General features: G+C 37.3%; 9 protein-coding genes and 2 pseudogenes. 1 reads left to right on the top strand and 10 read right to left on the bottom strand.

Annotated features, from left to right (window positions below; all coding sequences use genetic code 11):
- From AC1TO4_RS19490 to AC1TO4_RS19445, 10 genes and pseudogenes are all read right to left on the bottom strand, one after another.
- Positions 1-95: pseudogene (locus AC1TO4_RS19490) on the bottom strand (IS110 family transposase); the annotation flags it as partial.
- Between the two features lie 195 nt (positions 96-290).
- Positions 291-632, bottom strand: a complete 342-nt coding sequence (locus tag AC1TO4_RS19485) for a hypothetical protein (protein ID WP_482106665.1) — start codon at positions 630-632, stop codon at positions 291-293.
- A gap of 238 nt (positions 633-870) precedes the next feature.
- Positions 871-1254: a hypothetical protein gene (locus AC1TO4_RS19480; RefSeq protein WP_482106664.1), complete on the bottom strand. Its 384-nt coding sequence runs from the start codon at positions 1252-1254 to the stop codon at positions 871-873.
- A 162-nt stretch (positions 1255-1416) separates the two neighbouring features.
- Complete coding sequence (locus tag AC1TO4_RS19475; RefSeq protein WP_482106663.1) at positions 1417-2187, bottom strand: alpha/beta hydrolase; 771 nt, start codon at positions 2185-2187, stop codon at positions 1417-1419.
- 458 nt (positions 2188-2645) lie between these two features.
- Positions 2646-2870 carry a hypothetical protein gene (locus tag AC1TO4_RS19470; RefSeq protein ID WP_482106662.1) on the bottom strand — a complete coding sequence of 75 codons (225 nt, stop codon included), beginning with the start codon at positions 2868-2870 and terminating at the stop codon, positions 2646-2648.
- A gap of 505 nt (positions 2871-3375) precedes the next feature.
- Entirely contained in the window at positions 3376-8904 is a 5529-nt protein-coding gene (locus AC1TO4_RS19465) for an S-layer homology domain-containing protein (protein ID WP_482106661.1), read from the bottom strand.
- An 837-nt stretch (positions 8905-9741) separates the two neighbouring features.
- A complete protein-coding gene (locus tag AC1TO4_RS19460) occupies positions 9742-10005 on the bottom strand; it encodes a hypothetical protein (RefSeq protein ID WP_482106660.1) in 264 nt (87 codons plus the stop codon).
- 80 nt (positions 10006-10085) lie between these two features.
- Positions 10086-10946, bottom strand: a complete 861-nt coding sequence (locus AC1TO4_RS19455) for a glycerophosphodiester phosphodiesterase (protein ID WP_482106659.1) — start codon at positions 10944-10946, stop codon at positions 10086-10088.
- Positions 10947-11014: 68 nt separating this feature from the next.
- Positions 11015-11206, bottom strand: a pseudogene (locus AC1TO4_RS19450) (tyrosine-type recombinase/integrase); the annotation flags it as partial.
- Positions 11207-11779: 573 nt separating this feature from the next.
- Positions 11780-12919 carry a YsnF/AvaK domain-containing protein gene (locus tag AC1TO4_RS19445; protein ID WP_482106658.1) on the bottom strand — a complete coding sequence of 380 codons (1140 nt, stop codon included), beginning with the start codon at positions 12917-12919 and terminating at the stop codon, positions 11780-11782.
- Between the two features lie 553 nt (positions 12920-13472).
- Between AC1TO4_RS19445 and AC1TO4_RS19440 the strand changes: the two genes are divergently transcribed.
- A complete protein-coding gene (locus AC1TO4_RS19440; protein WP_482106657.1) occupies positions 13473-14753 on the top strand; it encodes an ATP-binding protein in 1281 nt (426 codons plus the stop codon).
- Positions 14754-15345 lie beyond the last annotated feature (592 nt).

The following is a 15345-nucleotide window of genomic DNA, read 5'->3' as shown; positions in this document are numbered from 1 at the left end:
TGGCGTGGATTTTCATAAAGTGAAAAGCTTCCTACTTCTGAAAGTAAATCAACAATCGTCGCATCTCCTAAACCAGGTACGGAAGTGAGTAACTCATTCGAAGGCTCGAAAACTTAGGATACAACGTTACAATTACTGAACCGCAAGTCTCCTAATCCAACAAATAACTCGATCCAAACCCAGGCGCTGCATTTTTTAAAAAAAACATGAGTTGCGTCTTCTTTAGTGTTGCCATTTTTGCGAAGTTTGGAGTTTAATTTTCATGGGAGTTCAATAAGTATTTCCGTTTCTTACCACTCTCTCCATTCTTCAGTTATGTCTTCTTCGGACTCAAAGCCAGCTATACTTGTTGCCTCAATAATAAAATCACATAGTTCTTCTCTCTCCATTGTCTCAATAAAGTAATCATATTTCTCATTTAGTTCATTTAAATTGATTACCACTTCTTTAACACATTCCAATATGTCTTCCTCTGTCGTATTATCTCCAAGTTTTTTTAGGCTATTGATGTAAGAATTAAGAACCTCATTAGTTGCATTAATATTTTCGTCGGTAAAAAGATTATCATCTTCATCCATTCTTTGTTTCCATTCTACCGTTGGTTTGTTTTTTGTTAGTTCTTCAAAAGTCATAATATCCTCCAATTTTCTTATGTCAGTTTTTTTACATTTCAAATATTAACAATATATTAATGTAATTGATATGGTACTTTTTTCTTTTCCTTATTGAACTAACCTGCTTTTTTAGTTCAATAAGAAAAAAGGCTTTACTCCTTCTTGAAGTAAAGCACCCATTAGTTGAAGTAGAAAAGTGATGCTAATTCAACAATCGTTCCCGATTATTGCATATGTGCTTTCTTTTCTACTCCTACTATTTTGCACTCTTCATGCTCTTTAAAGTTCTCATATATCCAAGTGACAATAAAAGAACGACTGTATATATAACTACACTACCCATAGAGTATAAAGCCGGTAATTTGTTACTGATCGGAGAATAACCACTATGAGCATTGTAATGCCATTCTGCACCTTCAAACCCTGCCTGAATAGTGATTAACGCCAATCCAAATAACACTAAAGCAAAAAGAGCCTTTTTATGACAAATCATTTCAACTAAGTTCTCCTTAAAAACGGGGGAAAAGGATATTTGTCCTCGATGATCTTTCAATTGCTCTTGTTTTGAGAATGGAACCAAAAAGAAAATCAGAAGCCCACTATATATCAACAACAGGACTACAAATTCAGAAAAGCCCATGTGAACAACCTCCCTATTCCTTTATTTTACTACCTTTATCTCTAAATAACATTCATCAATATGGCCCATTGTTGAACACAAGTTAAACAACACTCTTCAACTAATCTGCCTCATTAGTTGAACAAGGTGATAAGTATTATGATTACTTTTAGGGGACTATTTCTATTTTACTGACGTTAAAAACGTAAATAATTCAGGGACTCTTTCTCTAAAAGACAAATAGTTATGTTCCGCATCTTTAACAATTTCAAACTTTGCATTTGGTATTTTTTCTATTAAGATTTCATAAATGACTTTATTTGAAGCTAAAAATTCCTTATTTATTATTTCTTCATCTCCAGCTTCCTTAGTTCCGCAGTCTAAGTATACACTTTCAATTAGTGACAAATCAGAACACTGTATTAACTTTTCAATTTCCTCCTGGTTACGATAAAAAGCTGAAGATAAAACCGCTACGCTTCTGAAAACTTGAGGATAACGACACATAGCGTAAGTGGAAATAAGTCCTCCTAAGGAAATTCCCGCCATTGCAGTACGGTTTTTTAATGTACGATATTTATTGTCTATGAATGGCTTTAGTTCATTTACTATAAAATCTACATATTGTATCCCCTTTCCACCAGCTAAACTTTCCTTACCTAATATTTTTTTGCTATATTCCCCGCTTATCCAAGGACAATATTCATTTATTCTTTCTTCTCTATTTTGGTCTATTCCGACAACGATAACTTCCAATTCATTTTCATCTAAATAATTTTCAAGTTTTAAAGACGTGCCACCAATTGCATCATTATCCTGAAAAATATTTTGCCCATCGTGCATATACAACACTGGGTAACTCTGATTTTCCTTGGTGTAATTTTTAGGTAGATATATTCTAATCAGTCTTTCTTGTTCGAATGAAGTTATATATATAAGAAATATTTCTAACACAACTATTCCACCTTTCGCTATCATTTCTATATTTTAAGTCATTCATAATTTTTGTTATCCCTTATATACTTGTTGAACTAATCTAGTTCAATTAGTATAAAGGCTTTACTCCTTCTTGAAGTAAAGCACCCTTTAGTTGAATAAGGGGTCTTTTCTTCAAGAAAATTCTTACAGGATAATGCATAATAACAGAGACAAATATTCGGAAGTGAGTAGAGTTTCGTTAGACAATGGGCAGCCCCCCTGTGTTACAATAGTTGTCGCATAAAACCTCTTCAATATTAGATGGATCGCAATCTATTAATATCTCTAGAGCCTAATCTTCTCTTTCTTTAATTCATTATCATTTTGGTATGGAAACTTTCTAACAATAAATCTTATACCACGGTCCTCACCATTTCATTCCGCTTGCTTCACAAAAATAAAATGAACGCCCCTGTAGAGGACGTTCTTGCCTATTACTTTTCAAGCTTATTAATTAGATTTCCCTTCTGTTCTCTTGACAGTCCGTGGATGCTGTTTAACCATTCATCCACCATTTTGTACATTCCTTCGGAAGTCAAACCGACTTTTTGGATATCACCTTGTTCAATACCGATATCAACTTTACCGTTAGTTGCTATATTGAACCATGGCGATTTTGCTGAATTATATTGCGATAAATCCTCTTGACCGAAAATCATAAAATCCCTCCCCTCTATCTTCCAATATTCGACAGGAGGAAGAGAACTCCTCCTACATAATTTAATCCTACTGCAATCTTCCTGATTCATATAAAACAAAAAGCCCTTCAAAAATTATTAAACTAAACTGCCAGTTAGTAAAAAATGCGCCTCTATTTGTTGTAGAAACGCACCCCTAGAAATTTGGTGTTAATCACTTCTGCTGGCTTGCGGGTCACCTGTAAACGCGGAGTAAAACATTAATCCAAATGCTGATAATACGAGTGCTGCAATAATCCAATAGTATAATTTATATAGACTTTTTAAAACCTTTGGTAAACAATGCGAAATATGATTTAACACGTACAGAACTAATAGTGTCAGAGGAAAGAGTTAGGGCAATCTACAGTGAATTCCTAATATCTTCTTGTGAGCCTTTCACAAGCAGCACAGAGCATTCAACATGAGTAGTATGACGTGTATTACAGGAAAAAGGCTTCCAACAAAGCGGAAGCCTTTTTAGTTCCTATTTTTCAGCTGAATCCAGTTTGTCCAGCATGCGATATAGAACTACCGCTGTTTCTGCTCTAGTAGTTTGCTTTTTGGGGTCGAATGTTCCGTTTGATCGACCATGGATCAAGCCCAGTATGTTTGCGTTGCTCACTGCTTTTTTCGCATAATTGTTAATTTTCGAGTCATCCTTGAATTTGTCGTTTTGAGGCAAATTCAGCGTCAGTTTTGGATTTGAATAGTCAACAGCACGCATCATCATGGCTGCCATTTGCTCACGTGTAATGTCTGCATCCGGATCGAAAGACCTGTCGTCCTTGCCATGTACGATACCTGTGCGATAAGCCGCTTCAATTTGTTGCGCTGCCCATTTTTTCGAAGATGGGACATCCTTAAATGTTCCTTTATAGTCTTCCAATGGCACTTGGAGTGCTCTTACCAGAAGGACGGCAAATTCTGCACGCGTCAATTTTTGTTCAGGTGCAAATAATTCTGCTGTTTTTCCTTCTGTAATAAAGCGCGCAGCTATGGAGTCAATCTCCTTTTTAGCCCAGTGTTTGGTCGTATCTTTGAATGCAACATTTGCAGTCATGACCGTAAATACGGATGGATTTTTGGTTGAAACGATCCAATAGCCATTTTCTACTTTCCCACCAGCGTAAGCCCATGCATTCACTACGTTGTCGTAAAAGACTGCTGTCGTCACATGTTTATTGACCGTTTGATTTAACTTCAGTTTCAGTTCGATTGGATATTCGAGTGAATTAATTTCTTTATCGCCTGCCAGTATTGAAATATCCACAATATCACTATATCGCCTTCCAGTTGGAAGGGCGGCTTCTTTTTCAACCTTCACATTTGAAACAACAGAGATGCTGTCTTGATTATGTTTCTGCAATTGCTTCGCTGCATTCACTGGCAATGCTACTTCATGACCGTTCTTCGTCAAGAAACGAAGTGGTTTGTCCGCAACGATTGCACTATTCATTATTTGTTTTGGAATGACCCATTTAGTGTTGTCCGAAGTCGGCGTTTGGTTAATAGTCCAAGATTCCTCGGATTTTGATAGTAGGTCATCCGTTACGTTAATGACTTGCTCCCCTGTAACTGGCGGAAATGGAGCAGGAGGAATGACTTGTCCACTACCGTTACCACCATTTCCACCATTCCCAATTTCTTGGTCACTCGTAGTGAACATAGAAACATCAGAGCGTATTTCTCCCCCAAATGAATCCTTTACTTGAACATACCAGCCATGTTTAGTCGACCGTTCGAGATTTTTCCACTTTACTTCCACAATGGAACCATCCTTGGTGTTTTTAACTTCACCGATCGGATCATTCGTGAACACTTCTGCCTTGAACATATCTGTAGCGACGACTTTCTCTTTCGGCGTCAAATCTGTTTCGATTGTGAATTCATCTTTTCCGGGATAGTCTACTGGATTGTAGTAGTTATACTGATCCAGATATGGTGAGTATGTTTGCATTTGGATTGTGTTATCAACCGGCTTTACTTTCATGAGACGCAGGAAGCCTTGCCCACCTTCTGGTCCCCCTTGATAGTCGGCCAACATTTGGTACACTTTCCGATCGGGTGTTCCGTCCATGTCATCGTCGATTTCGTCAACCAGTGTTTCAGCATCATGGTAATGACCTGACAGGACCGCAGTTACATTTTTATTCGTCGTGACGACTTCCTTGAATATTTTTTCGCCGATTGGACTTCTGTTACCAGATACCAACAAGTATTCATGCAAGGAAAGAATGGCTTTCTTTTCAGGATATTTGGCGAGGATTTCATTCATCCATGCGATATCCTCTTCATTCACTCCCCAGCCCATATAAACCATGATGAAATCATTACCATTTGAACTGATTAGATCATAATGCCCACGGTTGTCTTTATACGATTCGCCATAATAATCCTTCTCGATAAACCGTTCTTCCCCAAAATATTTACCGTATTCATCATAATCCCCTGTTTTGTGGCCGACATCATGATTTCCTGCCAATACACCGTAAGGAATGGCTGCATTGTCAAGCGTCCCCATGAATGTATCGGCACGTTCCCATTGAACCGGTTGATCGGCTTTATCGACTAAATCGCCTGTATGGAAAACGTATTTCAAGTTCAGGTTTTCTTTCTCTTCAGCAATCCACGTCGTCATTCTATCGAAGATATGTGGGTAACTTTCGGAATAATATTGTGTATCCGACATCCAGATGAATGAGTAGTCGAATTCCGTCGTGGACGCAATTTCATCCTGTACCATCACTTGCACTTTTCCGTCCTTGACAAACTCTTTTCCGATGACAGATCCATGTAAAGTGAAGTTCTGATCGTCTTTTGCCACTTTCCATTCCTGTAGTTCCCATAAAGCATTTACATTATTCCATACGTACATGGATACTTTACGACCGATCAAAGATTTCCCTTCCCAGTTCAGAGCAATTTCGTCATCTTCACCGATTTCTTCCCCGACTGCTACTTCAAATCGATGATACGGGAATTTATCCAGAGAAGTGGTTTCAATGTATTCACCGTCCACTTTAGCCATTTTGGCTTTTTCAGTGACAATCGATTCCCCTGCAGGAATCAGCTCTTTTGGCGGTTCCCGGTCTGCGCTATTTTCAAATACCGTGATTTCTTCAGCATCCGCTTCATACTTATGTCCTTCATAGAAAGAAACATTCAAGTCGTCTTTGCTTGGATCCGTCACTTTCACTTGCAGTTTCGTCTCATTTGGATTAACGTTTTCCGAACCATCTACTGGTGAAATGATTTGTGGTGAGTATGGTTTTTCTTCCAATACGGTAAAGTGAATTTCTTTTTGGACTTCATTCATGGCAACATCTTTTGCCTTGAATGATACCGTGTGTTCACCTGGAGTCAATTTTGCGGAAGACGTTTCAAAAGGCAATGTGATTTCCTCCCCATCCAGCAACGCGGTCAGGCTTTCCACTGAAGAGTATTTATCCTCAACCTCTGCTTGAATCGTAAAGGCTCCCTTGTACTCTTTTCCTTCTTCAATAGAAGGGGTGATAATTGGCGCACTGTTATCGACAATGACTTCCGCTTTTGTATGTTCTGTATCCAGCGCTTCAACCATATGTGTTCCTTCATTTACTGCCGTCGTATCCCATGTGAACGCTTTGGCGGTAAATTTCTCATCCGGCAAACGGAAGCTGAAATCGATTACCGGCTTGGCACTTGCGCCGTCTCCGACAGAAAGCTCTTTTTCGATATCATTGTATAGTGAATCGTAAAGAGTGGTGCCATCCGCCAATACCAGCCGTACATTCTTGACATAGAAATCATCGCGATTTTCTTCAGAATCCGTATCGAAAGGCGATACTTTTGTACCTGCACGAATCGATATTTTTGTATCGAGCCCTTGTGTGAATTTATCCGGGTCCACAGGTATGGTCATGGTCGTATAGGTGTTGATTGTGTCATCAAAAATGTGGAGTGTTTCATCTCCGATCGTGACACCGTTTTTAAAGTAAAGATTGACATTTTTCGCATCAAAGGCGAAATAGGCCTGTGTTGGAAGCGATGGTTTTGTTTCGCTCGAAACGTCCTTTTGATCGACCAATAGTCTAGAATCCTTGCCATAGGCTTTCAACAAGACCGTTTTACTTAAATAGGATCCATCCTCCACATTCAATCCTGTCATGTCCGAGTCGTCAGACAAAATATCGATTTTTTTAACATCCGATGTGACTTCATTCGCGCCATCGGACACTTGAACGTAATAACTCAAGTTCTCCCTTCCAAGTAGATCCGGTGAAGAAATCCTATGTGTATAAATGGTAGAATCGTAGGTTTTTGTTAAATCGACCATACGGTATTCATCTGTTTCATTTGTTTTGTAGAAAAGACGCACAGTTTTAACTACGACCTCATCTGTTACATCGAATGAGAGTTCCAGATTTTCGTGTCCTGACGTCGGAATGGCTTCCGTTAAATCGGTAATTGACGGTGCCGCTTGATCCACAGGAACTGTAACTTTAACCTTTGGTGTCTGAATCGGAGACAGGCTTCCTGGTGTTGCATTTTCCATGCCATTACTGTATTTTATCATGACATTCGATTTTCCATCTGAAGGGAACGTGTATAAAATGCCTTTGTTGGCAATCGTATCATCTACATCCGGTTGGTCGTAATAATAAGCAGCTGAAATATCGATACCTGTATTTGTTGCAATGGTTAGACCGCGATGACTCGAGTTGGCCATTCCACCCGATTGAATTTCCGTGATGTCTACATTTTCAGTCAAATCCACGTTATAGAATTGGTTGAAATCAGCCACAGTCTTTGATTGATTATCCGCATTTTTGATCCAATAAACGATGGTTTTTCCGCTAGGCAGGATGATATCCTCTTTATCCGCTTTCCATATCAAGTCAGCTTCCGGTCCTTCAGCCGGGTAACGGTAGCGAATCTTGTAATCTTTCAAGTTTATAGCTTCTGTAGAGTTGTTAAATACTTCAATAAATTCATAGCCATCCAGGGATCCGATATTCGTCGAGTCAGGAACAAGTTCTGTCACGAGAAGGGCAGGAACATTTTGTGGATCATAATCCATTTCTTCAATCTCCACTTCGTATTCATCTGTCATGGCTGTGTTTTGTCCATCAAATGCTTCAATGCGGTAGGTTACTTTTTTTGTCAGTAATTCCACTTTGTCAATTTGGGCCTCAAACGTATTTTCTTCTGCAGAAGAAATCATATCTTTTTGAAGCCAGTTGCCGTTTTCCGTTAGTTTGTAGAACAACTTCACTTTTTCGAGTCTTGTTTCATCCGTCACCACGGACTTAATGTTGAAATTTTCACCGGCCATTACTTTTTCGATTGCTTGATGTGCAATGATAGGCGCTTCCTTATCTTCGACAATTGGTTCAGCAGGGACTTGGCCTGTGATCAACCCACCAGGTGTCGGTGCTTCAGAAGATGTAAGGATGTCCATCGTTTTCCCGTCTTCACCAGCTTTGTATTGAATGCCCTTATTTACAACGACATCATCTTTAACATACTTAGCTGATGTGAAAATATTATTGGACATATCCGCAACCGATAACGTCCGCTCGGCAGTGTTTGCCATTCCGTCCGACTCTATGTATGTAAATTGGTTATCCGTTAGCTGGGTATTGAATTCAGTATTAAAATCTACAAGTGCCAGATTCGTATTTTCTTTATTTTTGACCCACACGACGAGAGTCTCTCCTGGAGCGATCGCTTTGTCTTCTTTAAACGTCCAATCTATCATTTTTCCATCAGGATATCCGTAGACCAACTTATAATTCTTCAAATCAACCGTTTGAGTGCTATTGTTATACAGTTCGATAAACTCAAAAGCATCCGTTGACGAACCCGCCACATTATTACTGTTAGGCAACAGTTCCGTAATAAGGATTGGTGAAATTGTTGCAGCCTCCACATGTGTTTGACCATTCAGTAATAACCCGGTTGGTGAATTGATCAACGCGGAAAACGTTAAACTACTCATTAAAGCAATAGGTATCAGAAATTTCTTATTCATTAATCATAATTCCTCCCAAGTTATATTATTCCTTCATTAGTAGCATACGGGAGAAATGATTGAGTATTATGAAGTAAATGTTAAAGTTATGTAAATCAAAGGATTTTAATAGATTTGTGGGTGACACTTTCCCTTTTTTGTACCTGTTCATTTTCCAGCGCTCCTAACGCTTTTGTATGAATATCGTTGATAGTGCCTCTTATTGCAAGGATATATAAGAACCACTTCTTAAAGTGAAAGAAGTGGTTTCTATAATAAATCTCAAAATATAAGATCTGAAGATACAAGTTTATTCTAGTTCTCTAAACCAAACAGATAATTGTCCAATATGATAAAGGGAGTGTCAATATTCATGAGGACAACTCCTTTTAAGGTATTTTCATGTAACCATACATCTTAAAGTTAAATGGCATATAGTATATTATTGCAGTTATCATGATGTGATTGTTTCGAAGGTTACACATGGCCCTCTCACTGTTCAGCTACAAAGTTTGGAGGAGGATAATTTGGGGAGTGATGTTATTGCATTCACCAAGGAGATAAGACAGATGTTAAAATCACTGTCCCCCCTTTTCCTGTCCAAGTTAAATCACGAGGTTGGACGAGCTTAGCTAAATTTAGGTTGCCACAGATAGTAGAAATTAAATAAAATCTGCCGTTCCGTAGTTTTTACGCTAGTTGTATGGTTTCATTGCATAATTTAGATGTTCAAAAGGTACCGATCACGGTTGTTGGGAATCTATGAAAAGGATGTGTTTGTGATATACGCATCCTCTTGTTGTCGCGTGCAGTCAAAAATTGGATGTGTAAATCAATAGATATTATAAAGTACCGTAATCAAACGGTTTTAGGTTTTTTATTCATATCATTCGCCCTCCTAAGCACCGCTCCGTACATTGCACGAGTACTTCCTCCATCATATGAATGGTTGATTAGTTGACGGCCATTAATTAAACCAGTTCGGCTGCTGGCACTTTCCACTATTTTTTCGAAAAGGCGCACAACTTCAAACTCTCTAATTGTTAATTCAGCAATTCTTCTGTCACGTTCTTCGATGGATCCGCTAGTTATGGTTGTTTGGAAATAAGGTTGTGTTTTCATTGGTTTCACCCTTTCATGGTTAAATAAAACGGGTAGAGAATTCTCTCAAGAATTCTCTACCTAGCTTTCCTAATATTAAATTATTTATTTTTTACAGGATGATAGTAGATATGCTCCGTATAATCTGTAATGATTCCATCTACATTTAAATCGAATAGATGTAAAGCTTGTTCTTGTGATCTTGAAGTGTATGGATAAATTTCCATCCCAGTTTCATGAACATCACTAACCAGTTCATCCGTCACAATGTTCATATTTGGATTGAAATAATCAGCATAAGTAGCGAATTGCGATAATTGTTCTTTCGTTACATTTGCCCAACTCGCTCCAGCTAGAACGCCATGAGGGAGATTTGGTAAAAGTTCTTTAGATTTTTTCATAGATTCATGGTTAAAGGACTGCATGATAATTTTCTTATTATTCGATAGATCCATATTTCTCTCAATCAGAGCATCAGCAATTTTCTCTTCTACTCCAGGATAAAGTTCTGGTGCCTTCAACTCTATTAAAATACCAACTTTTCCACGAAACGCATCTAATACTTCCTCAAAAGTAGGAACATTCTCACCAGCATAGGCTTCACTAAACCAGCTACCAGCATCCAACTGTCTAATTTCCTCTAACGTTAAATCGCCCACTTTGCCAGTTCCATTTGTTGTACGATCTACAGTGGTGTCATGAATAACGACAAGCTCCCCATCTTTTGTCATTTGAACATCAATTTCAATATAGTCCGCCTTCATTTCAAATCCTTTTTGAAAGGCTTCCATAGTATTCTCAGGTGCATGTCCAGAAGCTCCACGATGTGCTACGTTTACCATTTTTTGCTGTTCCTGTTTCGAAATCACCTTTCCTACTTCTCCGTGTTCAGCAGCAAGTGCAGGTCCAGTAAAGGATGTCATCGCAATACTTACTGCTAAAATAGTAATCATTCGTTTCATTAAACCACTCCTTATTTATTATTAACTCAATTATAAGCAGTGAATATATAGTAGGTATTAATAAATCATTAAGAAATGTAAAGGAAATATAGGTTTGTATATAACATCGTCGTATGGTTATAATATCCCGCTTGACTAACCACTTCATGAATACTCATGCCTTTCTCAATTGCATTTGAACAAAAGAAATGACGAAGATCATGTGGAGTTATATCTTTTCCAATCTTGGCCGAATAAGTATTAAACAACCTATTCACAACATGTACTTTTCTTACCGAAATGGTTCAATGAATCAAAAGGTGTTACATTTATAAAGTTGCACCGGGGAAAATTAGTGGCAGTAGCCACTTAGGCCATGAATATAAGAGCCTATTCCTACTTTGAACTGTTCCCCGATTCGGGATTTTTGTATGTATTTATCAAAATCCCCGTATATAATCAAGACAAAGATGTAAGCGGTGAGGAGGATTTGATTTGAAAAAAAAATTCACTTAGGCACAGACACGCTTTTTAGCGGCGAATCCAAATGTAAAGCATTCGACTGATAGATCTATTTCCTATGAGCCTGAATTCAAATTAAGAGCTGTAATAGAGTACAAGCTTGGAAAAGGTCCCCAGCAAATCTTTATACAAAGCGGCTTTAGCCTAAATGAATATGCGTACAAATTTTATTAGAGGAAAAAAATTTGAAATAATAAACTAGGATCCTGAAAAAGTACCACTAAGCAAAAAAAGGTATAATACCCCAATATCCGAGGGAATTATACCTTTTTGCTTTTTTTGTATAATATCTAAGGACCGCATAGCCTTTCCAAACCTATTACTGAGAATTATTATTTTTTCTTTTTTATTTGATTTTTATTATTTTTATTTTCCTCATCGATTGAGGAATTTTCGTTGTTGTGGATTGCTTCTTCCTTTTTTAAAGTAGCTGGTGAAATTGATGCAGAACTTTTAGTTTCCTTACTAACAGGAGAATCTGTTAGTGTCCCGCTTACCTCGACCTTTTTACTGACAGCTGATTCTGGTTTGTTTTTCACTCCTTGTACAGCGAGGGAGCCTGTGCGATTATCGCGGGTTTCTTCCTTTTTGTCTTCCGCCATTATGCTTTCAATATCGGGATTGCCTTCCACGATCAAAATAGAGCTTTCTGTAATATCCTCTACGTGCCCTACTGTGTCTTGGTTAACTAGTTTCCCAGCTGCGATTGCTGAAGGGACAGAACGCTCAATCCGAGCTTCTTCTTTTCTAATGGTATCCTGTACCTGTTTTGTTTCTTGAATTTTTCTCTTGCCTATAATTACCTCTTCAACAATTATAGGTCTTTTCGTTACCTCTATTCTTTCTTCCATAATTGGGATGCGAATAATTTCATCCTTTCTAAAAGGGCTGCCATCTAACTTTCCATCTATGACAGGACGTCGCTCTACATATACTTCTTCTCGAAATAGTGGAACATGAACGGTTCTCTGTTCTTCCACTACTTCTTTACGGAGCTGCAATTCTCCAACTTGGACATTCTCTTTTGTAATTTCAAGCTGTTCTTCATGGAGTCGGACTGCTCTTGAGTTTTCAGTTTCATATTGTGTTTTATAGACAGGACTGTCGTAAGTTGTATTCGTATCAACCAGCAACATTATTTTCCCCTTATTTATTTCCTCTTCACACTGGTTTGCTGTATATTTTGGCAGGCCCCTTTCAATTAGCCTGCCGGACAGAGTATTAGCCTGTGTACGGCCCATTCCTGCTGACAACATGGAAAAATAGCTGTTTATCATAACACCTGCTATAGTACTCACTTGTTGATCTGCCTCTACCATGACTCCGGTGCGAGAAGTGACTAATGGAATGGCACTTTTATTTTCTGCTACCACCATGATATCTGTATCACGATGCCCCTGACGTTTCAATCCTTCAATTGCATACAAGACTTCTTCATCTAAATTAAAGCTCCCAACAATTCGTTTTTCCATATTTATCATCCTCCCAAAATATACTACATATTAAAAATAATAACATTCACATGTATTAGGTATCTACCCGAGAGATCTTCACTTGAAACAACTAAAAATTGAGCAATTTAATAATTTATAATATTCAGTCGAGAATATACCCATTTCTAAAGCTAAACTTGAAATGAAAAAATACACAGCATTAGATCGTTCACAAATATATTAAAACACTTTCCGAACGTTCACCCGTTTATTTGCGGCTGTGCGAACAGAATTATAGACTCCCAGATTTGACTACAGTATAAAAGATTTCATATCGAATCAGTGTCATCTTATTATTCCCCTTTATATATTAGTTTATCTCGTTTTTCGCAACATTCATTTTACCTATAATTTGTTTGAGATATACTTAAAATAATAGGGTTTTTTGCGCATATTTCTTTGTGATACCATGCAAATTGTGTAAAATAAAGTATGAACACTGATTATTAATGAATATATTGTCTGAATTTGGTTAATTAACAGACGTCCACTATTATAAGACTATTCATAAAAATAAGGGGACGATGCTCACATGGATCTTATGACAAAAGACTTGCTCATCAGCTTTCTATTTATCCTACTAGCTCTCTGTTTATTACAAATCCTACATATGGCTACCTATGCTTACCGTTCAATAGAATTAAAAAGTTGGCAAATCGCTTTATTCCCTATTGTCTCTCTTGTATTGTGTATGCTTTTCCCGGTATATTCAAACGAAAATAGTTTTTGGGATTTACGCTATGTTCCATTTATTTTAGGTGGTTTATATGGTGGTTATAAACTAGGGTTGATACAATTAGGTATCGCTCTTCTTATTCGTTTCTCATTGGGAGGAATGGGTTTTTATTCAGCATCTCTAGTAATATTTATTATCGGAATTGCAATTTGCATCCTTTCCAAATATTATTTAAAAATGAATTTGAAGCAAAAACTTTTACTTTCAGTGACATTATTGTTCATTGGTATGACCATTGGTCTATCATTGGAATTCATTTTTCCCCAAGATAATATAACTGGTTTGTTTCTCACGGAGTTTTATATTATTAATATGTTGGGTATTATTATTTCAACGATCATTTGGGAAGGAATTCGTACTTACTCTAGTTTATTACAAAACTTAATTAAGGCAGAAAAACACCAAATGGTTTACCACTTGGCAGCTAGTATTTCACATGAAGTTCGGAACCCGCTGACAGTAAGCAGAGGTTTTATTCAAATATTATCAGATGATATTTCCCCTGAAAAAAGAAAAGAATTCATTCGTATAACTTTAAATGAATTAGATCGAGCTACCGATATCATCAATGATTATTTAACCTTTGCTGAACCAGCCGTTGAAAAAAATGAAAAGATCAATATTATTGAAGAAATACAACAGGCTGTCAATGTTATTTGTCATTTAGCAACAATAAACGGAGTTGAAATAGAGCAAAAAATATACAATCAAGAGCAAAATCAATATGTGTCGATTGGAGAAAGAAAAAAATTCCAACAATGTTTGATCAATTTTATGAAAAATGGAATTGAATCGATGAAGTCAAAAGAAGGTAAGCTTCGAATTCACTTGTCTAGTTTCCAAGATACAGTCCAAATTGATATTAGTGACCAAGGTGTTGGAATGTCACAAGAACAAATTAATCGTCTTGGTCAACCATATTTTTCAACTAAGGAAACAGGTACTGGTCTTGGAATGATGGTTTCTTATAGTATCATCAAAGGAATGAATGGTACCATTCATGTAAGTAGTGAACTCGATAAAGGTACATGTTTTAGAATAAACCTTCCAGCCTTTCAACAACAAAAGGGCCTATAGATAAATTGAGAAATATGTATATTGTGTTTAAGTTGTTCAGGTAGGAACATTTCATAGTTAATAGTTTACTGACAGGTGTAATCATTTGGATTAGAACAAAATAACCGTCCGATAAACTATGTGATTAGTTTGCTGACGTTCTTTTCTTCAAGAAATTTTTTACAGAATAATGCATAATAACAGAGACATATATTCGGAAGTGAGTAGAGTTTCGTTAGACAACGGGCAGCCCCCCCTGTGCTACACTAGTTGTTGCATAAAAACTCTTCAATAAATTCATTCTAAAAGGTTTTCTCCAGTATTTCTATTTTGGTAGGGTCATATATAGCATCGTCGTATGGATATTTGAATATCCCGCTGATTAGCCACTTCATGAATCCTCAACCCTTTTTCAATTGCATTAGAACAGAAAAAATGTCTTTAAACAACCTATTCACATCAGCACGATTTACTTCCTGTTCCGCTTGCTTCACAAAAATAAAAAGAACGCCCCTGTATGTTGTGACCCCCTAAAGTTAGAGTTTTATATTATGCAGCTAATTGGCTGGTATGCAGACGGTATTGAACCGGACTCATGCCAGCTAATTTTTTC

It is taken from the genome of Sporosarcina sp. Y838, assembly GCF_056786515.1.
This window is presented reverse-complemented; position numbering and strand designations above follow the sequence as displayed.

Bases quoted from the DNA above. Each gene is read 5' to 3' on its own strand.
- AC1TO4_RS19445 (WP_482106658.1), bottom strand. From the start codon at position 12,919: ATGGAAAAACGAATTGTTGGGAGCTTTAATTTAGATGAAGAAGTCTTG.
- AC1TO4_RS19470 (WP_482106662.1), bottom strand. From the start codon at position 2,870: ATGATTTTCGGTCAAGAGGATTTATCGCAATATAATTCAGCAAAATCG.
- AC1TO4_RS19480 (WP_482106664.1), bottom strand. From the start codon at position 1,254: ATGGGCTTTTCTGAATTTGTAGTCCTGTTGTTGATATATAGTGGGCTT.
- AC1TO4_RS19465 (WP_482106661.1), bottom strand. From the start codon at position 8,904: ATGAATAAGAAATTTCTGATACCTATTGCTTTAATGAGTAGTTTAACG.
- AC1TO4_RS19455 (WP_482106659.1), bottom strand. From the start codon at position 10,946: ATGAAACGAATGATTACTATTTTAGCAGTAAGTATTGCGATGACATCC.
- AC1TO4_RS19460 (WP_482106660.1), bottom strand. From the start codon at position 10,005: ATGAAAACACAACCTTATTTCCAAACAACCATAACTAGCGGATCCATC.
- AC1TO4_RS19485 (WP_482106665.1), bottom strand. From the start codon at position 632: ATGACTTTTGAAGAACTAACAAAAAACAAACCAACGGTAGAATGGAAA.
- AC1TO4_RS19440 (WP_482106657.1), top strand. From the start codon at position 13,473: ATGGATCTTATGACAAAAGACTTGCTCATCAGCTTTCTATTTATCCTA.